Source organism: Flavobacterium sp. DG1-102-2 (genome assembly GCF_033042555.1).
Taxonomy (GTDB): Bacteria; Bacteroidota; Bacteroidia; order Flavobacteriales; family Flavobacteriaceae; genus Flavobacterium.
In genome coordinates this window covers 83,765-108,485 of record NZ_JAWLIK010000005.1, presented here as the reverse complement: position 1 = coordinate 108,485, position 24,721 = coordinate 83,765, and the positions used below count along the sequence as shown (strand labels likewise).

Genomic DNA, 24,721 nt, shown 5'->3' with positions numbered 1-24,721 from the left:
TACCAAATAGCTCAACCAGTCGTTATATTTGCGGAATAACTTATTTATCTGCTTTAATGATTTTAAGGTTTTATTTTTTACTGATAACTATTGCTGTTAGCCAAAATTCGTCAGGACAGTCGGTTGATACTACCTACATAGGGCAATATCCACAGAAAATGATGGTAAAAGCCTTTGTTTCGCGAAACGGAATCGTGATAGGACATAACGACAAAGATTATTCTCCAAATAATCCTGTACGCCTCGGATTCGGTTTTTCGCTAAAGAATACTGTTGTAAATCTTAGTTCGAGCTTCGGTATCTTTCCGGCCGAAAAAGACTATGGCGATACAAAATCGGTTGATTTCCAAATCCATAATTACGGCAAAAAGATTCTTGTAGACCTGTACTATCAAAAATACAAAGGCTTTTATAATGATAACGGCAACGTTACGCTTTATCCTTCCACTTCTGCACAAATGATAGGGGGAGAACTGACCTATGTTTTTAACCACAAGCGCTTTTCTACAAAGGCAGCGCTGGAACAAACCGAAAAACAGCTGCAATCGGCGGGGAGCTTTTTATTGGGAGGCGGGGCGTACCATTACAGGATACGGCTTGAAGAGGCATTTGGCGCAGGAAACAGCAGTGTAAATAATTTTCAGTTAGGCGTTAATGCCGGATATGGCTATTCATGGGTTATTAATGAACACTGGCTGCTTTCAGGAATGGCAACAGTAGGGGTTAATGCCGGTAATGAAGTTGATGTGCTTGAAGATGGAAAAATAAAGCTATACCCAACAGCCTTTGCCCGTGGCGGTGCAGGCTACCACAAAAATGACTGGGGTATTGGTATGTCTTTCCTCGTGAATAACAAATTGTTGTATTACACAACGGATAGTTTTAGCCTTACTTCGGTAAACCTTCAGATTACGTATATAAAGCACTTTGATAGCGTTTTTAAGAGGAAGTAGGGGTTACGTTCGACTAATCGCTTCGTGTCTTTATTAATTTAGGTACGAGCGAGACGCTCGCACCAGCGGGGTGCTCGTGTTGCCATTATTGGGTTTGAGTGAAGCTGTCATTCTGAACGCAACGCAGCGAAGTTGAAGAATCTCTTTTGCGCTGGCGCGAGGCTCTGGCTCGTGTCCATATTAAATTGGGTACGAGCGAGACGCTCGCACCAGCGGGCAGTTCCTCCGGTTTGATTAGATATATAAATACCTGTTGGATGATTAATGATTAATCCAAGACCAACGGCATTCCAAAGTTTTATAATTGGCATTCAGTTATTTTTTGCTTTTTGAGTAAATCAAATATATAAATTAAGCTGAAGTAAGAAAGAACCTGTTTTAATTATTTCTCAACCCATTTCCTTAACAACTTCTCATTTGCCGTAAGGCTGCCTATCATAACGTAATTGTTGTATTGAAGTATCGTTGATTCGTCTACTTTTTCTTTAACAACACCTATGTTATTGGCATAGAAAGAATGCATGAAATAACAATCAGAAGAATCCTTAATGATATAGCCTGTATGAAAATCGAGCCCTATTATAAAAACAGAATTGTTTGGCTGAGACTTAAGCCATGCCTTTAATTTTTCTAATTTCGTAAACGAATGTATATCGGTGCATAACGCTTTTATCATATCGCCTGAACGGCATTCGGCAAGTTCCCTGCGCTTAATTTTAAGGCCTACATCTTCCAGCGTAGTGGTAACAAAATAACCGCAGGCAATGGTACCCGACTTTGGTATGCGCGTAGTACCATAAAAGTCCCATGGAGTACCTTTCCAATATAAATAAATATCGTTGTTGATAAGTGTAAAGAAATAATCAGATATTTCTTTATATGGACGGGGGGACAATTCTTTTTTATGTTTTAATACCGAATTCTTAAACTCAGCATAATCTGATGCAATACTTATAGTATCGGTAGGTTTTATACTATTAGTAGCAATAATTTCAGGCTTTTCCTTGTGGCATCCAACAAAGAGGATTGTGAGCAAAACAAAAAATAAGGATCTCGTAATTAATAGTAATGGGTGTACTATATTAACTGATTTTTAGTCCTTAATATTGTTAGTGCAAAAAAGCCCCCTTCAATTAAGAACAGGGCTTAGTGTGTGGTCACTATTTCTCTTTACTCAACATTCTTTTCCAGAACAAACATGGTTGGCAAACCGCTGTTGATCACAATCCTGCTGATAGTAGTTTCTTCACAAAGCTTTATAACATCTTTTGATTCAAGCATTTTATACGGTATTGGTTGCTTTGCCCAACTGAACAATGCCTGCTCATCGGTAAATGCTCCCAGTACGTTTATGCCGTCGATATTAAATACACTGCTTAATCGTAGTGTTTTGCTTTCGCCCTCTGTAGCCGATTCCTGATTTTCTGGCTTGTCCTTAATACAGCAGCGAATCGCCGTTAAGAAGTTCCATTATAACATCTTTGTAGGCGTCACTGTTTCCTTTTTCCTTTTGATATATGTCTAATAGAATAGAAAGTTTACTGTTCTTCACTTCGATAGTTTATTTTTTAATAATTTATTTCTCAATTAAGTTATTGTGTGGTTCAGGTGTCATTTCGACTGAAGCGTAGCGGAATGGAGAAATCTCAGGATTTTAAATGAGATTTCTCCACTCCATTTCATTCCGGTCGAAATGACAGAACCTCAGACTTGAGGGCAACCATCAACTGGCAACCAAAAATTACAATTTCTCCCTCAAATATTCTCCCGTAACTGATTTAGGATTCTTCGCCACTTCTTCCGGTGTGCCGAAAGCCACCAAATGGCCGCCGTTCTCACCGCCTTCAGGACCAATGTCAATAATATAATCAGCACACTTGATAAGGTCAAGGTTATGCTCAATAACAATAATAGAATGCCCTTTATCTAACAATGCTTCAAACGAAGCCAAAAGCTTCTTGATATCATGGAAATGCAGACCCGTAGTAGGTTCGTCAAACACAAAAAGGACTTTATCTTTTGTCGCGCCCTTTACAAGGAACGATGCCAGCTTGATACGCTGCGCCTCACCACCCGAAAGGGTAGACGATGACTGACCAAGCTGAACATACCCTAAGCCCACATCCTGTAAAGGCTGAAGTTTGGTCATAATCTTGGTTTGCTTGTGCTCACTGAAGAACGACACGGCGTCGTCAATGGTCATGGTAAGGATATCGTCTATGTTTTTGCCTTCAAAGGTAACCTCAAGCACTTCTTTCTTAAAGCGCTTGCCATTGCAGGTTTCGCACTCAAGGTGAACGTCTGCCATGAACTGCATCTCGATGGTTACTTCGCCTTCGCCTTTACAGGTTTCGCAGCGTCCGCCATCTACGTTAAACGAGAAATGTTTGCTCTGGTAACCACGCACCTGCGACAGTTTTTGTTTCGAGAACAGGTCACGGATATCGTCATACGCCTTAATATACGTCACAGGATTGGAACGCGAACTGCGCCCGATAGGGTTCTGGTCTACGTACTCAATATGTTTTATATGGCTGTAACTGCCCTGTAGTTCGGTGAACTGCCCGGCCTTTTCGCCCACGCCATCCAGTTTTTTCTGAAGGGCTGGGAATAATATTTTTTTAACCAGTGTACTCTTGCCGCTGCCTGAAACACCCGTAATCACGGTAAGGCAGTCTAACGGAAAAGTGACATCTATATTCTTAAGGTTGTTTTCGCGTGCGCCGATAACATCAATATGGTGCTTGAACTTACGGCGTTTTTTAGGAACGCTAATCTCAAGTTCGCCATTCAGGTATTTCGCGGTAAGCGAATCTGATTTCAGGATTTCATCATACGTGCCCTGTGCCACAAGCTGACCGCCGTATGTACCCGCTTCAGGGCCAATGTCTATGATCATGTCGGCTTTTTTCATGATGTCCTCGTCGTGCTCTACCACAATAACGGTATTGCCCAGGTTGCGAAGGCCTTCCAGGACTGTAATAAGCCTTTCTGTATCTTTTGGGTGCAGGCCGATACTCGGCTCATCCAGAATGTACATCGAACCCACAAGGCTGCTACCCATAGAGGTAGCCAGGTTGATACGCTGCGACTCTCCGCCTGAAAGCGTAGCCGAACGTCGGTTAAGCGTAAGGTAATCAAGCCCCACTTCCTGAAGAAAGCTCAAGCGGTTGTTGATCTCTATCAGCAGGCGTTTTGCCACTTTAAGGTCAAACTCACCAAGTTCCAGTTTGGCAAAGAAGTCTGCCAGGTTCTTGATAGGCAGGTCAACAAGATCAGATATCGTGTGGTTGCCCACTTTTATATAATTCGTTTCCGTCCTCAGGCGTTTGCCTTTGCAGGTAGGACATTTTGTTTTTCCGCGGTAGCGTGACAGCATCACACGGTTTTGTATCTTATAGTTTTTCTCTTCCAGTTCGGCAAAGAAATCGTTCAGTCCGGTAAAGTATTTGTTGCCGGTCCATATCAGCTGCCTGTCGGTTTCCGATAACTGGAAGTATGGCTTATGCACAGGGAAGTCAAACTTGTGCCCGTTGTTAACCAACTGGTCGCGGTAGTACCCCATGCTTTCGCCACGCCACGGGTAAATGGCATTTTCGTATACCGAAAGGGCGGTATTAGGCACAACAAGTTCTTCATCAATGCCAATGATGCTGCCATAACCTTCGCAGGCAGGGCAGGCCCCATACGGATTGTTGAAGCTGAAAAGGTGTACGTTAGGCTCAGGGAAGGTAATGCCGTCCAGTTCAAAATTATTGCTGAACGCCATTCGGTTACCGGTAGTCACTTCCTGAAGGAACAGTTCGCCCTTACCTTCGTAAAAAGCGCTCTGTACGGCATCGGCAAGGCGGTTGTAGAATTCCTCCTCGTCTTTCACTACCAATCGGTCTACCACAAGAAGGACTTCTTTATTGGCAAGGTCAACACCCGGAAGTTCGTCCAGGCGGGTGGTTTCGTTATCTACCAGAACACGGGCAAAACCCTGCTGCAGCAATACGCCAAGTTTTTCGTCTAGCGTACGGCCTTTCTCTATATGCACGGGCGCAAGCAGCAACCAACGGCTGTCAGCTTCAAAAGCTTTGACTTCGTTCATTACATCAGTAACGGTATGCTTTTTTACCTCACGTCCTGAAACAGGCGAGTAGGTGCGCCCAATACGTGCGAAAAGCAGTTTCATGTAGTCATAGATCTCGGTGCTGGTGCCTACGGTAGAACGGGCATTGGTTGTGTTTACCTTTTGCTCGATGGCAATAGCGGGCGCAATACCTTTAATGTATTCTACCTTAGGCTTGTCAAGGCGGCCAAGGAACTGGCGTGCGTAGCTCGATAAGCTCTCCACATAGCGACGCTGGCCCTCGGCATAGAGGGTGTCAAACGCGAGGCTCGACTTACCCGAACCCGAAAGCCCCGTAACCACCACCAACTTATTTCGCGGAATGGCAACATCTATGTTCTTGAGGTTGTGCAGCTGCGCACCTTTTATAAGTATGTTTTTCTTAGGCTCTAATTTAGAAAAATCGGTCTTTATCATGGCAAAATTTGAATAGGCAAAGATACGGATTTACAGGCACAATTTTGTTAAGGGAAATGAAACGGATTTTTTATTAATGAAGAGAGAGATTTCTTATATTTGAGTTAAATAATCAAAGATGATATTAAAAAAACACCTCAAGGATACAGCTTATATAAGTAGATTAAATGAATTATATAATATTTCTCACGCATTAAGACACTGTATTATTTTAGATGACAATTTTGCAGATAATATTAATTTTCAGTTGAATCTTACACCAACTGGTAATAAGTTATTTAATTATTTAAAGAAAGAAAATCCAGCAGTAAATAATTGCGTAATTTATTTAGCTATTTTTTTTGATTTTTATTACGATAAACTTTATTTTGATATCGAAAAATTCGATATAGAGAATCTTTATTTACTTATTGAAAATTGGATTAGTCAAAACAAAATCAAATATCCATGGATCTATGGAAAAGAACTTTATGATAAATATTTTGATGAATTTAATAACCAAGAAGAGGATTTATCATTTCAGGATACAGTTAGACTTTTAGAAAATACATCTAAAGGCGTTTTTCAAATTGAGAATTTAATCATTGGGCCGTTAGGTATAACTAAAAGTACTACTAATAGAAGAATAATGCCAACAAATGAGATTCACCTTTGGCATTGCCCTGATCCTTCTTGCCCGTCATTTCATAAAGCTACCTTGAATAATTCTGATGACAGTAAAATTCTAGGAATTTTGGACGATATAGATATTTATAATGATGATAAAGAACTCTTCAACATTACACCAGTAATCACTCGCTACAAGGGGGAGTATTATGATCCTTATTCGTTAGAGGGGCTATATGAATTAATTGTTAATGCTTTTGGTGCAGAAGAGCATAGGAGTATAGTATCAAGATTGTTGAAAAAGGAATCTATTCGCGATTTATTACCCTCAAAGTTTAAAAAAGGCTCTGCTGAAGAAATATGTAGAACATTATCAAAGGATGAGTGCTTAAATGTCTTGTTGATTTGTGATAATAAAACTTTATTTAGACATATCGAAGACTTAATTTTTGAAGGTGATATAATTATCCCTAATACTGAAGTGAGGTCTTCATATATATTCCATGAATATGGACATTATGACACTTATCTACAATGCAACAAATTAGGAATTAGAGTAAACTCAAATGCGAATAATATTGCAAATTTAAAATTAAAAAAATTATTAAAAGATATTTATAACGATTCTCCACTTAGAGAAAATTTGAATTGGAGCTTAAGGCGCTTTGATCAATCATTAAGTTTAGATCAAAAGCTTGATATGTATATTTATGAAGATGATCCTTTAAAGATAATTAATGAGATAATATTAAACGGCCCTACACAATTAGAAAGAGCATCAAAACTTCTTTTAGGAAAATTTGAAGCTCATAATAATGTTGAAGAAGAGAAAAGATTAGTAGAAAAAATAGCTTGGAAATTGGGTTATGAAATAAATTTATATCCGAATTTTTTAGCAATATTTTGGAAGAATTTAAGTGCTTTCAAAAACGACGTACTTCTTTCGAATATTTATAATGAAAGCGATAAAGCAAGAATAAGAAGTAGTGCTGTTAATTTGTTTGTTTCTATGGAAGAAATATTACAACAATCTTTGTCTTTTGTTACTTGGGCATTACTTTCAGATCATTATATCGATACCAAGTTTAAATACATTTATGAAGATGCGAGACAATTTATGGTAAACGAATTGGATAATTATGAATATACAAATAATGAATTTTTAAAATTAGACTTATCAGGTAAAAACACTTTGTATCCTCTAATTCATGGATTTAGCGCTCTATTAAAAAAATGTGATAGTATTATAAGTGATAGTACCAAATATAAAAGGCCTAAAAAAGAATTTCCAAGTTTTTATCAGGAAGATCCCTTAAAAATATTTCCTTTTGAGCATAAAAAATTTATATTAGATATCTCGCCATCCAATTATTCAAAGTTAAAAGAAATATTATCTTTAGTACCTACCGAATCTGGAAAAGGAAAAATTATGGATATTAGAAATAAATTACAGCATCAACGTGAAGATTTTCCTCTTCAAGACGAAATACTTACTGCAATTACTTCAATTGAAAAATGCTTTTCAATCTTAGAAAACGAAGGGATTTATCCAGATGTTTATTTATTTAAGAAGTTTCATAATGATGAATATAACAGAAAAAAAATATTTGTTTATAATTATAAAGGTAATGAAATTCAATTTTTTAGTTCATCCGAGCTTCGAGGTTCGCATTTACCAAGTTTATATAAGCCGTTGGTCTGTATTAAATCTATAATGCTCGGTTATACAAATCATCCTGTTACTTTTTCATATCTGGAAAAGTCAAATTATCAATCTTATTGGAAAAATTACCCGAGAAAGAAACACAAAGAGAATTAATTAATACTTTAGAATATCTGAATAAATAAATTATGCCAATTAACCGCTTCCAGAACCTTATAAGTACTGTCCCTGATAAATTCAGGATAATTCCTGATAGGGGTTTAGCCCATAAAACTGCTCCTGGAAAATAGAGCAATAATGAGATCATTGGCCATTGCAACAAACAATTTAACTCATACTGATTCAGTTATTTTAGATTAAAAATGCAAACACCACCATACCTTTCCCCAGGCGATAAAGTCGGGGTTGTAAGCACCGCAAAACGTTGCGAACTGCACGAAATAAACGACGGCCTCGCCCTGCTTAAAAGCTGGGGACTTGAGCCTGTAATAGGCCGAAACGCCTTTGAAACCGACGGTTTCCTTGGAGGAACGGATGCGCAAAGGCTCGCCGACTTTCAGCAGATGCTGGATGATACATCTCTAAAAGCCATCTTTTTTACTAAGGGCGGCTATGGCACAATGCGTATTATTGATGCTGTCGACTGGACAGCGTTTAAGGCCAGTCCAAAATGGCTGGTAGGTTATAGCGATATTACACTGCTGCATTGCCATGTCCATAATTTTGGCATCCAAAGCCTGCATTCTGTAATGCTTCAGGGAATTCCTAAAAGCAATGCGGCATCCTCTGAAACAATACGAACAGCACTCTTCGGCGAAAGCCTTAGCTACAGTATTCCGGTTCAGCCTGAAAACAGGGCGGGTGATAGTATAGAAGGTATGCTCGTAGGCGGTAACCTTTCTATTCTGTATGCTGTGGCAGGATCAGCATCGGATATTGACACTACCGATAAGATACTTTTTATAGAGGATATCGACGAATACCTCTACCATTACGACCGTATGCTTATCTCACTTAAAAGGGCAGGAAAACTGACTAACCTTAAAGCAGTCATCATTGGCGATATGATAGATATTAAAGATTCTACGATTCCATTCGGCAGAAACGACAGAGAGATAACGTTAGAGCATTTTGATTGTCCGGTTTACTTTGGGTTCCCTTCCGGGCATTCAGAGGATAACAGGGCACTTATTATGGGGCAAACTATTAGGATATCTGAAACTGGTAATAATATTAAAATTAGCTTTGAAATATAATGGAAGAAAGTAATGTCATCTATGAGCTTTGTGAAAAAATAGTCACCAGATCTGATTTTGAAAAATTTCTTGAGGAACTTCGAAATAATTATGCTACTCATAAGTCCAAAGTATGGGATAATGATACTTTAGAATCATTCTTAGATGGATTATATGGTTATAATTACAAAGCTAATAATGATAAACCTTCGTGGAAACTTTTTGCTCAAATGTTATTAGCTGCAAGAGTGTATGAATGATATGCTGCTTACCGATAAAGAATACCAATTAGAACGTTTTTCCAGTAAAGGCGGTTGGACATACGTTGCCCTGCCTGAAATAGAGAAGAATAAAGAAGCTGCTTTTAGACTTGTTAAGGTTAAAGGTGTTATTGACAGTTATGAAATTAGCGGCGTGAGCCTTATGCCTTTTGGTAACGGCAATCTTATTCTCGCTGTTAAGGCCGAAATAAGAAAGACTATAGGCAGGGAGGAAGGTGATTATGTACATATCAGATTGTATAAAGACGATTCGGTTTTTCAGATCCCGGATGATTTTAAGGAGCGCTTAATAGATGAAGGCCTATTGGAAATCTAAAAAAGCTATAAACAATGGGAGCAAAAGATGTGTATACAACATATTTTTTCTGCCAAACGTAAAGAAACCATTAAGGAAAGGATTGTTAAAATTATTTTTAAACTAAAACACGGGAAACGAATAGTTTAACAATAGTATTGTGATATGTTGAAAACACCTCATAATATGCTGAGATTTGCTTTATATTGTGCAAATAATGTTAAAATTTACACTGAGTGTTGCATTTTATATTTTATTTATATTATATTTGGCTTATAATTAATTCAAAATTAACATCGCCTATACAAAAAACTACTTTTTAGCGAACCCATAAAGTTCTGTTTTACCGAAACCAAATTCAAAAAAACTAAAAAGTATTTGCTATGGCTAATGTTGTAATCCCCGACGCAGTTCTGGTTAAAAATTATGTAGATGGAGACGAAAATGCTCTTTCTGTACTTATCACCAGACACCAATCAAAAATTTACGGTTTTATCTACTCAAAAGTTACCGACAGGGATATTGCTGACGATATCTTTCAGGATACTTTTATCAAAGTAATAAAAACACTTAAGTCTAATTCGTATAACGAAGAGGGTAAGTTCCTGCCATGGGTAATGCGTATTTCGCACAACCTTATTGTAGATCATTTCAGGAGAAACAAAAAAATGCCAATGTTTCGTGAAACAGAGGAGTTTTCTATCTTCTCTATTATGACAGACAACAGCCCTAACGTAGAGAACAGGATCATAACAGAACAGGTGGAAAACGACTTGCAAAGGCTTATTGAAGAACTTCCTGATGATCAGAAAGAGGTACTTCAAATGAGGATTTACCAGGACCTTAGCTTTAAGGAAATCGCAGACATGACAGGGGTTAGCATTAACACAGCCCTTGGAAGGATGAGGTATGCGCTGATGAATCTTAGAAAAGTTATAGAAAAAAATAAAATTATTTTGACCAACTAGGCAATATAAAGACGCTGCGTTGCGTTGTATAGGAAAACATAACAAACAAAACCTATACATGGCAAAACTTTACTCTAAAAAAAAATCAGCAGCTTCTCCAACAATGTTACCTAAAAAAGAAACTATAGATTTTATCCTTAACTACTCAAAAGCATTGAAAATAGTTAAGACGTCTAACGGAACATACGAGAATATGTCTAATTAAGAAAAACCTCCCGCGAGCTAACGGGAGTTTTTTTTTACGGCTTTGTTTTCATACTCTTCCAGTACCGATTTTCGGCCAATCGTTGCGGTAATAATGTCTTTTTTAAGATCCCAGCCCCGCGCCGGCGAATATTCGCGTCCGTACCAAATGATCTGGAGATGCAGCTCATTCCATTTTTCTTCAGGGAAAAGTCGCTTGGCATCTTTCTCGGTCTGAACCACGTTTTTGCCATTGGTAAATCCCCAGCGGTACATCAGTCGGTGAATATGCGTGTCTACCGGAAATGCAGGTACGTTAAATGCCTGGCTCATAACCACACTTGCTGTTTTATGGCCTACAGCAGGTAATTCTTCCAAAGCCTCAAAACTTTGCGGCACTTCGCCGTTGTGTTTATCGATAAGGATATGCGAAAGTCCATGTATGCCTTTGGCCTTCATCGGCGAAAGCCCCACAGGTTTAATTATCTCCCTTATTTCCTCTACCGTCATCTTGATCATATCATACGGATTATCTGCCTTTGCAAACAACAGGGGAGTGATCTGGTTTACACGTACATCGGTGCTTTGTGCACTCATCAATACTGCAATAAGCAGGGTATAAGGGTCTTTATGGTCTAAAGGTATTGGGATTGTAGGATATATCTCGTAAAGGGTGTCCATTACGAACTGTACCTTTTGCGCTTTGGTCATTTTGGTGTATTTTAGCTTTACAAATATACATATATGACAACACTTACAAAAGGAGATAAAGCTCCTGATTTTTCGGGAGTTGACCAGGATGGCAAAACACATAAGCTTGCCGACTATAAAGGAAAAAAACTTGTTGTTTTCTTTTACCCAAAGGCGAGCACACCAGGCTGTACGGCTGAGGCCTGCGACCTGCGTGATAATTACCACCGTTTTCAGGCACAGAACTATGAACTGCTTGGGGTAAGTGCCGATAGCCAGGCGAAACAGACAAAGTTTAAAGAAAAGTACGAGCTGCCTTTCCCGCTGCTTGCCGATGAAGACAAAAGCGTGATCAATGCGTTTGGTGTATGGGGTCCTAAAAAGTTTATGGGTAAACTATTTGACGGCATCAAACGTGCCACTTTTGTGATAGATGAGAACGGGATTATAGATGAGGTAATTACTGCCGTTAAGACCAAAGAGCATACTGCGCAGCTGTTAAAATAAGAACAGGCGCTTCATTCCGCCAGAAGGTTTTCCGGTAAAGGCAAGCATTCCTGAACCATTGCGTTCGGGTGTGCTGCTGTTTACCAGCGAAAAGTTTACATAGCCGTTTTCAGAATTTCCTGTAATCCTGCCTTTTACAGTCAGGGTTACGTTTCCGGTATCATTGGTTATGCCTATAACTTCGGCTATAGTAAGCCATGATGGAAAAGTAGGAACGGAGAACCGTACTCGTTCATTTGCGGCAGGTTTGCCTGCGCTGTCTTTTATGTTGGCTGTCACGGTAAATTTAAATTCTCCGTTTGATGACAGTTCCGATGCGTCAATCGTTGGATTGGCAGGGGAAAATCTGAATGTGCCTTTGGCTGTGCCAGTTTGCCTTGTAATTGCCATGATGGGGTAGATTTTTGGGGGATAATCTATAGTACAAATATCGTGAATTTTTTATAATACAACTACGTATTTTTACCTGTTTTTTAAACAAATAATTAACATTTAGATATTTTGTAGTACAAAACCGTAATAGTAAGATTGATAACGACTAACGGTGTTATAATATTACGTCGCCGATAAAGTGCCTTTTTCGGCAGTCAAAAGGAAATATCAATTATTTAAAAATTAAATATTTTAGTTCGTTAGGGTTTCATCACGTTTATCTTGAACCGCAGGGCATGTCGATAGTCAATAAGCACATCAATATGTTTCAGTTTTTTGCTGTCAACTACGTAGGTAAAACTATAGCTGTCGCTTTTCAGGTCAAACTTAAAGGGTATGTATTGTTGTTCTTCAAGAATATCAGGATCGAGGCTTTGATGATCATCACTCCATTTCCATGGGTTTGGGTTCGATTTAATATTAGTGTTTACCTGTAAATGGCGAAACAGCCTCTTGTGATACCTAAACCTGATTTTTATGGTATCGCCCTCGCATACATTGAGGATACCGCTATCGGGACTTAAAATGTCAAGTCTTTGTATTTCGGTCTGGCCAATGTAGGCATTGTCTCTGTATGTTTTCTTTGCGGTTTCATAAGGCTTATCGCGTATCCATTCTTCATCGGCCGGAAAATGGTCGCGAGACATTTTTTCTATCGGCGTAAGCCAGTAGTATTCTTCAAAGTGTGGATAAAACTTTACATATTTGCCTTTTTTGTTCCTGGCACAGCCTCCCGCAGCCCAGGTGGCGTCAAGGTAATAATACTTTCCGTCAATAAGCATTACGTTCCACGAGTGGTTAAGCCTACCCATTTTACCTATCTCTTCGGGCCTGCTTTTTGTGTAGCCGTTAACTAAAGATCCCTGTATACCGGCATGGTCACACAACTTTTTGAATAAACGGGCATAGCCATCGCAAATACCTTTACGGTTACGTATTACTTTTTTAAGGTAATTATCTTCCCATTTGGCATATTCTATATTGCAGTTCTCTTTCTTTTTGCATTCAAAGAAATCCCTTTTTAGCTTCTTTTTGTTGAGCACCTTATAATCGTAAGCGATGTTATGAGTTACCCATATAAAAATTGCCCGCGCCTTTTCCAGCTGTGTGGAATAGTTTTTCGTAAGTTCGTACGACAAAAGCCTAATGTCGTCTTTGTATTCTACTTTTTTAGCAAGACTGTCTATGGCAGCATACGGACTGACAGGATATACGTAGTATTCTTCGGTAGCTGCATCTTGCGAAAAAGCGAATGAATACACAAATATAAATGCTGCTAGCAGAATGTTTTTCATTAGGAAGGTTTAGATTAATTAGTGTTATACAACTGTTTAATTATACACACCGAATATTTACTCGATACTTCCTCAATAAACCTTGGGAAATCAATATGCGACTGCTCGTCGGCAGCGTCAGATATTGTTCTTATGATCGTGAATGCAACTTTATGCTCAAAACATACCTGAGCCACTGCAGCGCCTTCCATTTCTACACAGAGTATTGTGGGCAATGCCGCCTGAAGCGTGGCCTTTTGTTCATTGTTAGCAAAGAATTGGTCACCACTGGCAATATCGCCAATATGCAGGTTAGGGGTGCTAATACCAAACTGAGCCAGTACATCTGCGCCGATTCTATCTTTCAGTATACCGTCGATGATAAGCGGACTGATGGCTTCTCTAATTTTGTTTAATTTGCTGTCGTCGCATTCAAAAAAGGTCTTACCTAATAACGGAACCTCAAACTGCTGCATCAGTGGGCGGGCGTCCATATCGTGCTGGTAAAGCCTTTTGGCAATTACTATGTCGCCAACATTTAGCGAATGGTCTATTGCACCTGCAACACCTGTAAAGATAATTTCGTCAACATTAAAAACGTGGATTAATGTGGCAGCAGTCGCAGCAGCTGCTACCTTGCCCCAGCGCGAAAACACAACCACGGTATTAATGCCGTTTATAGTGCCCGATGTATAGGATCTCATCCCGATAACCCTGCGCACCGGATTGTTTAGCAAGGCGGTAACGCCGTCTATTTCCTGTGGCATGGCACCCATAATGCCAATAGTTTTTCCTGTCATAAATATGCTTTAGCAGGACAAATATAAAGAGTTTAAATATACTTGTATAAGCCGTTTTAAACCTGTCCTGTCATTTTAGCAAGGCCATGATAGCCCACCATGCTTTTCTTTGCTTCAGACAAGTGGTTTACAGCTTCCTGTAATTGTTGCTGTCCCGTAATTTCAATATCACTTCCTATTGGTTCATTGTAGTTACTGATGAAGGAAATTTTCTCAATGAGGCTGTCCTCTGTAAGTATGAGTTGTATCGCATCATCAGGGCTGTTAACAGGCGGGAAAGCGTTTTTTTTCAGGCAGACATTTACGAGGTCAATTATGATATTCATGCCTCTGTTAAACTCATTTTCATACGTCGCCCGCGCTTTTTCGCGGAGGTTGCCATTCAGCTTTGAGCTAGCCATCAATTCATTATAAATGTGCCTGGAAGCCGTTAATGTTTCAAGGATCTGCCTTGTCATAGTAGGTATGTTTTAGTTGGTAGTACAAAGCTAAAACATAGCGGTGGCGTGGCTTTACGTAAAAATACCTGTTTTAATTATTTTTGATTATGCTGTTTTACGTAGGAAGGATTGTTTAGATGTAAGATTTAATACACACAGCTCATAAGAGATGTTTTTAGACTCCCTGTTTCGGAAAATCTTTCAAATCTTTAAAGAAAGGTTTGTTGTTGGCCATACTGTCTTTAATGGCCCATTCTCCCATTCCGTAAAGCACAGGGCCTAAAGCACTGCCCATTTCAGTTAGGCTATAGGTAACATGCGGCGGTACAACCGGCAGTGCCGTGCGAACCACCAGGTTATCAGTCTCCAGCTGCTTGAGGTGCTGTATCAGCATTTTTTCTGTAATTGCAGGGATGGCCTTACGCAATTCTCCGTATCTTTTCGCCCCCGTTAGCAGGTGGAACAAAATGATTGGTTTCCAGTAACCGCCTATCTTTTCCATAACATAGGTTACAGGGCATTCCTCGTGGGCAAAACGTTTGTTTTCCTGTATGGTAGAGCTTTCTTTAATTTGTGTCATAGATACATACTTTAGGGTAAGTACTTGTATAAAAGTAAGTACAAATATACATTTGTTCCATCATTAATTAAAATTAAAAACAAATGAAAATTACAGTTACAGGTTCTTTAGGCAATATAAGCAAAAGGCTTACAGAACAATTGATAGATAAAGGACATACCGTTACAGTAATAACACATAACCCCGACAAAGCTTCGGCGATAGAAGAGCTTAACGCAATTCCGGCGGTGGGGTCATTATACGATTACGATTTTGTTGTTAAGGCGTTTACAGGTGCCGATGCCGTGTATGTAATGATACCCCCCAATGCACAGACTAACGACCTTAAGGCAGAAATGAAGACATTGTCTAATATCTATGCCCGTGCTACAGAAGCTACAGGTGTAAAATATGTGGCCAACCTGAGTGGGATAGGGGCACAGAGCCCTGAAGGCAACGGGCCATCGAGTGCGTTTTACTATTCTGAAGGAAGGCTTAATGAGCTTGAAGGTGTAAATGTACTGCATCTGCGCCCGGGTATGTTTTATACTAACCAGCATGGCAGCGTGGGTATGATTCAGCGTATGGGTTTCATGGGTAATAACTTTGAAGCTTCTGCGGTTATTGCCATGACGCATCCTCATGATATTGCCGATGCTGCTGCCCAGGCTCTTGATGCTTTGTCTTTCAGCGGTAAGCAGATCAAATATGTAGTGAGCGATGAATTAACGGGAGGCGAACTTGCACAAACGTTAGGAAATGCGCTTGGTAAGCCAAATTTACCGTGGGTCGTGTTTGACGACGAACAACTGAAGCAGGGTATCATGCAGGGAGGCTTCTCTCAGCACATGGCCGATAATTTTGCCGAAATGGGCAGGGCAGTAGGTAAGGGAGATATATGGGAACAATATCATGCTGATAAAGCCAATGTTTACGGACACCGAAAGTTTGCAGAATTTGCCAGAGAGCTTGGTGCAATCTATAACAAATAGTAAAAGCATAGAGCAGCCTTACGGCTGCTCTATTAATTTTTTAGGATCGTAACCAAACAAATGATTTTCCTTTATCACTTCTGCAATACCCGGCGGCAGCATCTCTTCCCAGCCTGATTTGCCTTTGTTTATCATTTTAAGTACTTCACGAGAGAAGATATCAAGATTGTCAGGGTCTACTTCTTCAATGTCAATTACCTTACCATTGAATTTAAAGAACTTATAGAGCTCTTTCATTCGCGGATGCACCTTTAGGTTTTCAGAGTCTATTACCTGTCCTTCTTCATCTTTCATAGGGTATACGAATACTTTAAGGTCACGGTAAAACAACTTACCAAAAGCCTCAAGTATACCGCCGCTCAGGTGTCGGTAATATTTCTCGTCAAAAATATCTACAAGATTGCTTACACCCATGGCAAGTCCCATACGGGCTTTAGTGTAGCTTGAGAAATATTCAACCACTTTGTAATATTCCTGGAAGTTAGATATCATTACAGTTTGTCCCAGCGAGCAAAGGAGCTCGGCACGGTCCATAAAGTCACGCTCATCAATTTCGCCTTCAGAACGAAGGTTAGAAAGCGTAATCTCAAATACCACAAGTGCTTTATCCCTGTCTACTTTATTTTCTTCAAGGAACATTTTATATGACTTCTCATACATGTCCATGTTTACCTTTGTAACCGGACGGAAACTACCCCTAAGGGCAAGAATGTTTTTCTTGTAAAGTACAGAAGCCGGCAGTACGTTATGGCCCTGCGGGTCAAACATTACGGCATCGGTCATTCCGTTCTTAACCAGCTGAAGGCTCATAAGCCTGTTATCTACATCGGCAAAACGCGGCCCCGAAAAGTTTATGGTATCTATTTCCAGCTGGTCTTTGTCCAGATGGTCGTACAGGTAGCGCAAAAGTTTCTTGGCATCGTTGTATTTGTAAAATGCACCATAAATAAGGTTTACACCCAGTATACCCAGTGTTTCCTGCTGAAGGCGTGCATCGGTTTCCTTAAAGCGTATGTGCAGTGTAATTTCGTTGTAATCTTCATCAGGCTCTACCTGGTAGCGGATTCCTACCCATCCGTGGCCTTTAAACTGCTTGGCAAAATCTATCGTAGCAACCGTATTGGCGTAGCTAAAGAAAACTTTATTAGGATGCTTGTCGCGTTTAAGCCTGTCTTCGGTAATTCTTACCTCGTGGCTTAGCATTTTTTTAAGGCGGCTTTCGGTTACATAGCGTCCGTCTTCCTCAACGCCGTAAATGGCGTCGCTAAAATCTTTGTCATAAGCCGACATCGCTTTTGCAATAGTTCCTGATGACCCGCCGGACCTGAAAAAGTGGCGCACAGTTTCCTGTCCTGCACCAATTTCCGAAAAGGTTCCGTAAATGTTTGCATTAAGGTTAATGCGCAATGCTTTATCTTTTATAGAAGGCACATGCTCAATTATCCTGTCACCCTTTAGGGTTATGTCGTCATCAGTTAATTTCATAGCAAAAAGTGAATATATCGCAAAGTTAGGCATTCAGTACATTTTATAAAACAAATAATGTTATTTTTGTAAAAAATAACCCTATTTTGAAAGTTTGGTTTTTAGGCACAGGAACATCGCAGGGCATACCGGTAATAGGGAGCACTCATCCTGTATGTCTCAGTAACGACCCCCATGATAAACGCCTGCGTGTATCGGTTTGGATACAGTGGAACAATGCCTCGTACGTCATAGACTGCGGCCCCGACTTTCGCCAGCAGATGCTTACCTCAAAATGCGTTAAGCTTGACGGCATACTCTTTACCCACGAACATTCTGATCATACAGCCGGTATAGACGATATACGCCCTTTTGTATTCATGCAGGGCGATATGCCTATTTATGCACAACAGCGTGTAATAGAAAGCCTCAAAAAACGTTTTGAATATATATTTGAGGAAGAAAACAGGTATCCGGGCGCACCGGCGGTAATCATAAACGAGGTAAAAGAAGGACATAGCTTTGAACTTAAAGGCCAGACAATAGTGCCAATAGGGGTAATGCACGGCGACCTTGACATCTTTGGCTACAGGATAGGCGATTTTGCTTATCTCACTGATGCTAAGACCATCGCTCCGGCCGAAGTTGAAAAACTGAAAGGCGTAAAGGTGCTGGTGGTAAGTGCATTGCGTGAAGAGCCTCATAATACACATTTCAGCCTTCAGGAAGCGCTGGATTTTATTGAACTGGTGAAACCCGAACGTGCCTACCTTACGCATATAAGCGCCTTAATGGGCTTTCATGCCGAAGTGCAGAAAAAACTTCCTGAAAATGTATTTTTAGCCTACGATAATCTACAAATAACTATATAAGCTCTACACACAATGAAAAAGAATTTATTCTTATACCTTTTTATTTTTTCGCTGCTTATCAACGTGTTTACCTATATGTTCTTTACAGGTAAACAGAAATACGAACAGGAGCGTGTAACTGCAATGGAAACTAAAGTAAAGGCAGATAAAGACAGCCTTAAGGCTGAAAAGGTTAAGATGGCCAATGAAAATTATTTTACACTTGAGAACGACGTTAATGCAAAAGAATATTTTGCAGGACAGGATGTAACTGCCATCGCCATAAAAGTGAGGGACGAGATCTATAAACAAAATATAACTCCGGGCGGAAATCCGCTTATAGGATATCCTGCAATGGACGGTAAACCGTTCTCTATAGCCAAGATAAGGGTTTTAAATCACCGATGGGTTATAGCCGATTTTTCTAACGGCCTGCGCTGGGGAGAAGTTATCCTGAAATATTTTATTGAAGAGGATGGATCTGTATCTTTTGAAAGAGCAGATACTGTTTTATATGAGTTCAAGCCATATTAATATTTTTTGTACATTAGCTATCCTTAATAAATTCCATGCATGAAAAAACTGGTTTTACTTTTGGCCGCTGCATTGTTTGTCAGCTCGTGCGATCAGATATTGAAGGACCGCAAACGCGACGAAGTAGATGTTAATACAACCGGTAAAAATGTAGTTTTAGGTACTGTTAAAGATGCCCACGGCTGTGTGACGTCGGCTGGCTACAGGTGGTCTAAACTCAGGAAAGATTGTATCAGGCCTATAGAAGAGGGCTATCGCCTTAATACCATCGACGAACTTAAAGATGAAAGTGCAGTAACCAGTGCCTTTGTAGTTTTTGAAGCTGATGGGGGAGACAAGGCAGAATTATTCCTGCCGGAAACCGATGACCCGATATTGCTTGAAAGGGATGGCAAAAATGCTCCTTATAAAAACAAACACTGGCTGCTTGAACAGCAAAAAAAATACAGCCTTAAGAAAGACGGACAACTGTTGTATGCAGGCGCCGAAATTCCCGAAGGCCAAATTACAGGAGACGACAGGGAAGAACAACAGTAAGACTTGTTCCCTATGAAAATATAAAATCCCATCAGCCGCGGCTGATGGGATTTTTTTTTGATGGTGAAATAAAGAAGGACCTTGCAAAACCTTCTTTCCGTACTAACCCAACATCAAACAAGTATTGTTAGTTTGCATAGACCCTTATGTAATCTACGATGAATTCCTGCGGAAAAATGTTATCATCAACTTCAGGACCGCCAAAGTTGCCGCCCACAGCGGTATTTACTATAAAATAAAACGGTTGGTTAAATGGCCATACCTCTACGGATTTATCTTTCGGCTCAAATTTGTAAACCGATTTTCCGTCTACAAAAAATTCAATGTACTCAGCTGTCCAGGTGGCACCATACGTATGATAACCGTCTTCAATATCAGGGAATAACGTTTTTTTTGAACTGGCATGATCACCGTGATTGGCTTTTGTATGTAAGGTAGTATAGACCATATCAGGTTCTTTGCCTACATATTCAAGTATATCTATTTCGCCTGCAAGAGGCCAGCCCGCCTGTTTTATGTTACCGCCCAGCATCCAGAAGGCAGGCCATATTCCCTGGCCTACGGGCAGTTTTGCACGGGCTTCCATGTAGCCGTATTTAAACTCTTTTTTTCCAGCTGTTGTAATTCGGGTTGAGGTATATTTATCGCCCTCTTTCTTCACGGTAATTATAAGCTTACCGTCTTTAAGCTCATGATTGGTCTTGGTATAGATCTGGCGTTCGTTGTTGCCCCATCCGCAAACGTTAGGACAGCCATCGCCAAGCTCATAGTTCCAAATTTTTTCATTCAGGCTTTTGCCGTCAAAATTCTCCTCCCATATCAGTTTGCCTTTTTTTACCTGTGCAGAGGCTATCGTACCTGTTGCAAGAAGCAGTAGTGCTATTCTTTTCATGTGTCGTCTTATTTAGTGAAAGTGAATGATGCCTCGTTCTTTGTAGCAGAATCCCCGCCTACAAAGATTTTAAAGTCACCCGCTTCGGCCTCCCATTTATTATTGGCAGTATAAAATTCAATTGTTTTTTCGTCTATGGTAAAGGTTACGGTTTTTGTCTGTCCTGCTTTTATTTCGGTCAGTTCAAAACCTTTCAGTTCCTTAACAGGACGGGTAACAGACCCAAACAGGTCTCTGATATATAACTGAACAACTTCTTTACCATCTACAGTACTGTTATTCTTTACATCTACGCTGACGGTTATCTTTCCGTTTTTGCCAAAAGAACCTGCACTAAGCTTTACTTTTCCGTATTCAAATTTAGAATAGCTCAGTCCGTAACCAAAAGGGTAAACAGGGGAGTTATCTATATCGCCATAATGCGACCAGAAAACACTCTCTGTAGGCGCATCGCCGCCTGGCCTTCCGGTAGATTTGTGATTGTAGTACATCGGCAGCTGCCCTACCGCCCTTGGAAAAGTCATAGGTAGTTTACCGCTTGGATTGTAATCACCATATAATACCTGTGCGATGGCATGACCGCTCTCTGTACCTAAATGCCAAGCTTCTACTATAGCAGGAACGTTTTGTGCTGCCCACGGAATAATCAGTGGCCTTCCGTTAGTAAGTACAAGCACAACATTTGGATTAGCTTTATAAACAGCCTCTAAAAGCTCTTGCTGCACACCTGGTAAGCCAAGTTCGGCACGGCTGCGGCCTTCGCCTGTCTGCAGGCCGTGTTCTCCAAGCACCATGATCACTACATCGGCAGATTTTGCAGTTGCAATCGCTTCGGCAAAACCGCTTTTATCGGTCGTGTTTATTTTTGTTTCTACTACAAATTGCGGATTGCCTAAAACTACATCGGCACCTTTTGCATACGTAAGCTGATTGCCTTTATATTCGCGCAGGCCTTCCAGTACCGATACTGCTGTGTTATCATCGGCACCTATTCTCCAACTTCCTAAAGGGCTTGTTTTGTCATTAGCCAATGCACCAATCACAGCAATTTTTTGTCCCTGTTTCTTTAACGGAAGAAGGTTCTTTTCATTCTTAAGCAGTACAATAGATTTTTTTGCAACATCAAGCACGCCGTCGTGAAACTCTTTTTTGCCCACGGTAGCAGCCTCACGGGCTTCATCGCAGTATTTGTATGGATTATCAAATAATCCCAGCTGAAATTTAACTTTAAGGATACGGCGCACCGCATCGTTTATTTTGTCTTCAGATACTTTGCCTTCTCGTACCAGTGCTGAAAGGTGTTCTATGTAGCCGGATGATTCCATGTCCATGTCACTTCCTGCATTCGCTGCCATTTCAGCAGCCTGTTTCAGGTCTTTTGCATAGCCATGGCCTACCATTTCGCCCATAGAGCCCCAGTCTGATACTACAAAACCCTCAAAGTTCCATTCTTTTTTAAGTATATCTCTTTGTAAGTAGGTATTTCCTGTGGCAGGGATACCATCTATATCGTTAAATGAATTCATAAACGTAAGCGCACCGGCATCTGCGGCGGCTTTAAAAGGAGGGAGGATAACATTATGCAGCGTGTTGCGGTTCATATCTGCCGTGCTGTAGTCTTTGCCTGCTTCAGCAAAAGAATATCCGGCAAAGTGTTTTACGCAGGCAGCAAGGCTAAATTCGCCCAGATTGCCCTGAAAACCCTTTACACGTGCGGCGGCGATAACGCTGTTTAGGTAGGTATCTTCTCCTGCACCTTCCATAACACGGCCCCAGCGGGCATCGCGTGAAACATCTACCATAGGGGCAAATGTCCAGTTAAGGCCGGATGCGGCAGACTCTGCTGCGGCAATTTCAGCCGATCTTTGTATGGCCTCAAGATCCCAGCTTGCAGCTTCGGCAAGGGGGATGGGGCTGATGGTTTTGTATCCATGAATAACGTCGTAGCCAAAAATTACAGGTATATGCAGCCTGGTTTCTTCTACGGCAATTTTTTGTAATGCTTTTACATCTTTTACACCTTTTACATTAAGCATGGAGCCTACCCATCCTTTTTTAAGATGTTCATATTTTTTTGCGGCCGAACCATCTTTAGGTGCCGGTCCCGTAACATTCCAAAAACCGTTGTACTGATTCATCTGGCCCACTTTTTCTTCGAGGGTCATAAGGCTGAGCAATGAATCTACTTTGCGGTCTATAGAGGTTTTATTTTTTGGAGATGAAGTTATATCCTGTTTTGCCGTACTGCAGCCAAATGCTATGGCAAGAAGTGCGGGCAGGATATATTTGGGTAAATTATATTTCATTATAATTTTTTAAAAGCCAATAGGAGGGAGTCCCGCATATGCAGGACTCCTTACTATCGGTATTGAATTTTAGAATAGATGCAGAATGTTTTTATTGGAAAACTTTTACGTAATCAACTTCAAGAGTTGATGACACAAAGCCGGGAGCGATCGTTCCGCCAAGGTTACCACCCATCGCCACGTTGAAGATCAGGAAGAAATCAGCGTTAAATGGTGTACCGGCAGTATTGTTATAAGTATGGAATTTAACTCCATCTATATACCAGTTGATCTTTGTATCGCTCCATATAAGTGTATATGTATGGAAATCGTCGGCAAGGCCGGCTACCGTAGTGGCGCCGCTTATTCCGTTGCCGCCAAAATTACCAGGCAGGTGAAGCGTACCCAATACATGATCCTGATTATTACCCACGTGTTCCATAATATCTATTTCACCGCAGGCAGGCCATGCGTTAGTCTGATAATTTGCACCAAGCATCCAGAAAGCAGGCCAGGTTCCGCTGCCACTTGGCAGTTTAGCCCTTATCTCTACTTTTCCATATTTAAAATCAAAAAGCCCTTCTGTTTTTAAACGTGCAGAGGTATACTCGCTCCCCTGGAAGTTTTCTGCTTTTGCAGTAATTTTAAGCGAACCGCCCTGTACTACTGCATTTTCTGCTCTGTAATATTGTTTTTCGTTATTACCCCAGCCGTTTTGGCCAGTGCCAATTTCAGAAACCCATTTAGTAGCATCCGGAGCACCATCTGTATTAAACTGGTCTTCCCATAAAAGATTAGTGAAGTCAGGGTCAGTAGGTATTGCTGCGTTAGGATCCTGAGTTGTAAAGATGTGGTACCATGCAAGCGCAGGGTTACCCCCCATTACCGCCCTTACGTGCATTTCGGTATCTGTTATAGAAAGTATCTCATAGTCAGATGTACCAATGTAGTATCCCATGAAACCACCGTCAGAGAAGTTCATTGCAGTACCTCGTTTCTTATCGGCTGGAACAAGCGAGCTTGACGGGCCTAATGAAACTGTTTTAGTAGCAGAGGTGTCATAAGGTAAACACTGGTCATCTGGTGCTGTGCTTCCGCCTACACTGTTGAATGAAGCGTTAAAGAAAACACTTCCGTTAGTGTCAAGTTTGTAGCGTATTGCATCGCCATCCTGAGTGAAAACAAGTTTTTCCTGATAGAAGCAAGTTGCGCCTGCCTTTTCAAATGGGGCTGCTCCATAGTATTGTGGTATGTAGCCGTTGTCTGAAGCGTCGTTAGGGCCTACTCCAAGGTGTCCCGGTTTAGCTGCAGCCCAGTACCATGTTTTAGTACCTCCGCCGGTTAAGAACTGTACAGCCTGCGGGTCAGAGAAGTTACTTAAGACCGTAACATCAATAGATGCAGTAGTTGAGTTACCTCCTGTACCATACGCAACGACAGTAACAGTGTAGGTGTTTACTCCGTTTTTTGTAAACTGCTTGGTAAGCTCACCTGAAGGTGAGTTCGCATTAGAATCATCGCTAAAAAAATACTTGTAGCTTGAAGCATTGTCTGCAACTGCTTTTAGGTTTACTTTTCCGCTGCCGTCCCCGTCAGGGTTCTCAGCGTCTTTACCCACAAGCTCAGCTGTTATTGTGAGGTTAGTAGGCGCTACCAAAGGCCCAAAGGTCTTGTCGTCTTCCTGACAGCTGCTTAGAAGTATAAGCAGCATCAGGAATTTTGCTATTGTATTTAAATTCTTTTTCATAG

25 protein-coding genes are annotated in these 24,721 nt (G+C 40.6%); 12 read left to right on the top strand and 13 right to left on the bottom strand.

Annotation, left to right across the window (positions count from 1 at the left end; translation table 11 throughout):
- Positions 1-56 precede the first annotated feature (56 nt).
- The gene (locus tag R1T16_RS09160) at positions 57-953 is read left to right on the top strand and encodes a DUF4421 family protein (protein WP_317500795.1); all 897 of its coding nucleotides are present in this window, start codon (positions 57-59) and stop codon (positions 951-953) included.
- Between the two features lie 382 nt (positions 954-1,335).
- On the opposite strand, the gene R1T16_RS09155 is transcribed toward R1T16_RS09160, so the two are convergent.
- The 3 genes from R1T16_RS09155 to uvrA form a co-directional block, all read right to left on the bottom strand.
- On the bottom strand, positions 1,336-1,989 hold the full coding sequence (locus R1T16_RS09155) for a hypothetical protein (RefSeq protein WP_317500794.1): 654 nt from the start codon (positions 1,987-1,989) through the stop codon (positions 1,336-1,338).
- Positions 1,990-2,123: 134 nt separating this feature from the next.
- Positions 2,124-2,393: an SseB family protein gene (locus R1T16_RS09150; protein WP_317500958.1), complete on the bottom strand. Its 270-nt coding sequence runs from the start codon at positions 2,391-2,393 to the stop codon at positions 2,124-2,126.
- Between the two features lie 301 nt (positions 2,394-2,694).
- Entirely contained in the window at positions 2,695-5,484 is a 2,790-nt protein-coding gene (uvrA, locus tag R1T16_RS09145; RefSeq protein WP_317500793.1) for an excinuclease ABC subunit UvrA, read from the bottom strand.
- A 118-nt stretch (positions 5,485-5,602) separates the two neighbouring features.
- On the opposite strand from uvrA, the gene R1T16_RS09140 reads away from it, so the two are divergent.
- From R1T16_RS09140 to R1T16_RS09115, 6 genes are all read left to right on the top strand, one after another.
- A complete protein-coding gene (locus R1T16_RS09140) occupies positions 5,603-7,909 on the top strand; it encodes a hypothetical protein (RefSeq protein WP_317500792.1) in 2,307 nt (768 codons plus the stop codon).
- A gap of 206 nt (positions 7,910-8,115) precedes the next feature.
- Positions 8,116-9,009, top strand: coding sequence for an LD-carboxypeptidase (locus R1T16_RS09135; RefSeq protein WP_317500791.1), 894 nt, complete (start codon positions 8,116-8,118; stop codon positions 9,007-9,009).
- Positions 9,009-9,248 carry a hypothetical protein gene (locus R1T16_RS09130; RefSeq protein ID WP_317500790.1) on the top strand — a complete coding sequence of 80 codons (240 nt, stop codon included), beginning with the start codon at positions 9,009-9,011 and terminating at the stop codon, positions 9,246-9,248. Before R1T16_RS09135 ends, R1T16_RS09130 begins: the two co-directional genes overlap by 1 nt.
- A complete protein-coding gene (locus R1T16_RS09125; protein WP_317500789.1) occupies positions 9,241-9,585 on the top strand; it encodes a DUF1905 domain-containing protein in 345 nt (114 codons plus the stop codon). Before R1T16_RS09130 ends, R1T16_RS09125 begins: the two co-directional genes overlap by 8 nt.
- 362 nt (positions 9,586-9,947) lie before the next feature.
- On the top strand, positions 9,948-10,532 hold the full coding sequence (locus R1T16_RS09120) for an RNA polymerase sigma factor (RefSeq protein ID WP_317500788.1): 585 nt from the start codon (positions 9,948-9,950) through the stop codon (positions 10,530-10,532).
- 58 nt (positions 10,533-10,590) lie between these two features.
- Complete coding sequence (locus R1T16_RS09115; protein ID WP_317500787.1) at positions 10,591-10,737, top strand: hypothetical protein; 147 nt, start codon at positions 10,591-10,593, stop codon at positions 10,735-10,737.
- 17 nt (positions 10,738-10,754) lie between these two features.
- Here R1T16_RS09115 and R1T16_RS09110 read toward each other — a convergent pair whose 3' ends face one another.
- Positions 10,755-11,426 (bottom strand): endonuclease III, encoded by a 672-nt coding sequence (locus R1T16_RS09110; protein WP_317500786.1) that lies wholly within the window; start codon positions 11,424-11,426, stop codon positions 10,755-10,757.
- Between the two features lie 33 nt (positions 11,427-11,459).
- Here R1T16_RS09110 and bcp point away from each other — a divergent pair, with 33 nt between their 5' ends.
- Positions 11,460-11,912, top strand: a complete 453-nt coding sequence (bcp, locus tag R1T16_RS09105; RefSeq protein WP_317500785.1) for a thioredoxin-dependent thiol peroxidase — start codon at positions 11,460-11,462, stop codon at positions 11,910-11,912.
- On the opposite strand, the gene R1T16_RS09100 is transcribed toward bcp, so the two are convergent.
- The 5 genes from R1T16_RS09100 to R1T16_RS09080 form a co-directional block, all read right to left on the bottom strand.
- Positions 11,904-12,302: an Ig-like domain-containing protein gene (locus R1T16_RS09100; RefSeq protein ID WP_317500784.1), complete on the bottom strand. Its 399-nt coding sequence runs from the start codon at positions 12,300-12,302 to the stop codon at positions 11,904-11,906. The two genes, bcp and R1T16_RS09100, sit on opposite strands and share 9 nt — an antisense overlap.
- A 242-nt stretch (positions 12,303-12,544) precedes the next feature.
- A complete protein-coding gene (locus R1T16_RS09095; RefSeq protein ID WP_317500783.1) occupies positions 12,545-13,639 on the bottom strand; it encodes a transglutaminase domain-containing protein in 1,095 nt (364 codons plus the stop codon).
- A 14-nt stretch (positions 13,640-13,653) separates the two neighbouring features.
- Positions 13,654-14,418, bottom strand: coding sequence for a 5'-methylthioadenosine/adenosylhomocysteine nucleosidase (locus R1T16_RS09090; protein ID WP_317500782.1), 765 nt, complete (start codon positions 14,416-14,418; stop codon positions 13,654-13,656).
- A 56-nt stretch (positions 14,419-14,474) separates the two neighbouring features.
- A complete protein-coding gene (locus R1T16_RS09085) occupies positions 14,475-14,876 on the bottom strand; it encodes a hypothetical protein (protein WP_317500781.1) in 402 nt (133 codons plus the stop codon).
- Between the two features lie 157 nt (positions 14,877-15,033).
- Entirely contained in the window at positions 15,034-15,438 is a 405-nt protein-coding gene (locus tag R1T16_RS09080; RefSeq protein WP_317500780.1) for a helix-turn-helix domain-containing protein, read from the bottom strand.
- An 83-nt stretch (positions 15,439-15,521) separates the two neighbouring features.
- Here R1T16_RS09080 and R1T16_RS09075 point away from each other — a divergent pair, with 83 nt between their 5' ends.
- Positions 15,522-16,409 (top strand): NAD(P)H-binding protein, encoded by an 888-nt coding sequence (locus tag R1T16_RS09075; RefSeq protein ID WP_317500779.1) that lies wholly within the window; start codon positions 15,522-15,524, stop codon positions 16,407-16,409.
- 18 nt (positions 16,410-16,427) lie between these two features.
- Here the strand turns inward: R1T16_RS09075 and R1T16_RS09070 are convergent, their stop codons facing one another.
- Positions 16,428-17,894, bottom strand: a complete 1,467-nt coding sequence (locus R1T16_RS09070) for a TonB-dependent receptor (protein WP_317500778.1) — start codon at positions 17,892-17,894, stop codon at positions 16,428-16,430.
- 86 nt (positions 17,895-17,980) lie between these two features.
- On the opposite strand from R1T16_RS09070, the gene R1T16_RS09065 reads away from it, so the two are divergent.
- The 3 genes from R1T16_RS09065 to R1T16_RS09055 are packed head-to-tail and all read left to right on the top strand — an operon-like array spanning position 17,981 to position 19,795.
- A complete protein-coding gene (locus R1T16_RS09065; protein ID WP_317500777.1) occupies positions 17,981-18,745 on the top strand; it encodes an MBL fold metallo-hydrolase in 765 nt (254 codons plus the stop codon).
- A gap of 12 nt (positions 18,746-18,757) precedes the next feature.
- The gene (locus R1T16_RS09060; RefSeq protein WP_317500776.1) at positions 18,758-19,258 is read left to right on the top strand and encodes a hypothetical protein; all 501 of its coding nucleotides are present in this window, start codon (positions 18,758-18,760) and stop codon (positions 19,256-19,258) included.
- A gap of 39 nt (positions 19,259-19,297) precedes the next feature.
- Positions 19,298-19,795, top strand: coding sequence for a hypothetical protein (locus R1T16_RS09055; protein WP_317500775.1), 498 nt, complete (start codon positions 19,298-19,300; stop codon positions 19,793-19,795).
- Positions 19,796-19,922: 127 nt separating this feature from the next.
- On the opposite strand, the gene R1T16_RS09050 is transcribed toward R1T16_RS09055, so the two are convergent.
- The 3 genes from R1T16_RS09050 to R1T16_RS09040 all read right to left on the bottom strand — a co-directional run bounded on the left by R1T16_RS09050 (position 19,923) and on the right by R1T16_RS09040 (position 24,719).
- The gene (locus tag R1T16_RS09050) at positions 19,923-20,687 is read right to left on the bottom strand and encodes a glycoside hydrolase family 16 protein (protein WP_317500774.1); all 765 of its coding nucleotides are present in this window, start codon (positions 20,685-20,687) and stop codon (positions 19,923-19,925) included.
- Positions 20,688-20,695: 8 nt separating this feature from the next.
- The gene (gene bglX, locus R1T16_RS09045) at positions 20,696-22,993 is read right to left on the bottom strand and encodes a beta-glucosidase BglX (RefSeq protein ID WP_317500773.1); all 2,298 of its coding nucleotides are present in this window, start codon (positions 22,991-22,993) and stop codon (positions 20,696-20,698) included.
- A 91-nt stretch (positions 22,994-23,084) separates the two neighbouring features.
- Positions 23,085-24,719 (bottom strand): family 16 glycosylhydrolase, encoded by a 1,635-nt coding sequence (locus R1T16_RS09040; RefSeq protein WP_317500772.1) that lies wholly within the window; start codon positions 24,717-24,719, stop codon positions 23,085-23,087.
- Positions 24,720-24,721: the final 2 nt, after the last annotated feature.

Bases quoted from the DNA above. Each gene is read 5' to 3' on its own strand.
- R1T16_RS09135 (WP_317500791.1), top strand. From the start codon at position 8,116: ATGCAAACACCACCATACCTTTCCCCAGGCGATAAAGTCGGGGTTGTA.
- R1T16_RS09050 (WP_317500774.1), bottom strand. From the start codon at position 20,687: ATGAAAAGAATAGCACTACTGCTTCTTGCAACAGGTACGATAGCCTCT.
- R1T16_RS09090 (WP_317500782.1), bottom strand. From the start codon at position 14,418: ATGACAGGAAAAACTATTGGCATTATGGGTGCCATGCCACAGGAAATA.
- bcp (WP_317500785.1), top strand. From the start codon at position 11,460: ATGACAACACTTACAAAAGGAGATAAAGCTCCTGATTTTTCGGGAGTT.
- R1T16_RS09075 (WP_317500779.1), top strand. From the start codon at position 15,522: ATGAAAATTACAGTTACAGGTTCTTTAGGCAATATAAGCAAAAGGCTT.
- R1T16_RS09160 (WP_317500795.1), top strand. From the start codon at position 57: ATGATTTTAAGGTTTTATTTTTTACTGATAACTATTGCTGTTAGCCAA.
- R1T16_RS09120 (WP_317500788.1), top strand. From the start codon at position 9,948: ATGGCTAATGTTGTAATCCCCGACGCAGTTCTGGTTAAAAATTATGTA.
- R1T16_RS09040 (WP_317500772.1), bottom strand. From the start codon at position 24,719: ATGAAAAAGAATTTAAATACAATAGCAAAATTCCTGATGCTGCTTATA.
- R1T16_RS09115 (WP_317500787.1), top strand. From the start codon at position 10,591: ATGGCAAAACTTTACTCTAAAAAAAAATCAGCAGCTTCTCCAACAATG.
- R1T16_RS09110 (WP_317500786.1), bottom strand. From the start codon at position 11,426: ATGACCAAAGCGCAAAAGGTACAGTTCGTAATGGACACCCTTTACGAG.
- R1T16_RS09085 (WP_317500781.1), bottom strand. From the start codon at position 14,876: ATGACAAGGCAGATCCTTGAAACATTAACGGCTTCCAGGCACATTTAT.
- R1T16_RS09055 (WP_317500775.1), top strand. From the start codon at position 19,298: ATGAAAAAACTGGTTTTACTTTTGGCCGCTGCATTGTTTGTCAGCTCG.
- bglX (WP_317500773.1), bottom strand. From the start codon at position 22,993: ATGAAATATAATTTACCCAAATATATCCTGCCCGCACTTCTTGCCATA.
- R1T16_RS09130 (WP_317500790.1), top strand. From the start codon at position 9,009: ATGGAAGAAAGTAATGTCATCTATGAGCTTTGTGAAAAAATAGTCACC.
- R1T16_RS09125 (WP_317500789.1), top strand. From the start codon at position 9,241: ATGAATGATATGCTGCTTACCGATAAAGAATACCAATTAGAACGTTTT.
- R1T16_RS09140 (WP_317500792.1), top strand. From the start codon at position 5,603: ATGATATTAAAAAAACACCTCAAGGATACAGCTTATATAAGTAGATTA.
- R1T16_RS09070 (WP_317500778.1), bottom strand. From the start codon at position 17,894: ATGAAATTAACTGATGACGACATAACCCTAAAGGGTGACAGGATAATT.
- R1T16_RS09100 (WP_317500784.1), bottom strand. From the start codon at position 12,302: ATGGCAATTACAAGGCAAACTGGCACAGCCAAAGGCACATTCAGATTT.
- R1T16_RS09080 (WP_317500780.1), bottom strand. From the start codon at position 15,438: ATGACACAAATTAAAGAAAGCTCTACCATACAGGAAAACAAACGTTTT.
- uvrA (WP_317500793.1), bottom strand. From the start codon at position 5,484: ATGATAAAGACCGATTTTTCTAAATTAGAGCCTAAGAAAAACATACTT.
- R1T16_RS09095 (WP_317500783.1), bottom strand. From the start codon at position 13,639: ATGAAAAACATTCTGCTAGCAGCATTTATATTTGTGTATTCATTCGCT.
- R1T16_RS09060 (WP_317500776.1), top strand. From the start codon at position 18,758: ATGAAAAAGAATTTATTCTTATACCTTTTTATTTTTTCGCTGCTTATC.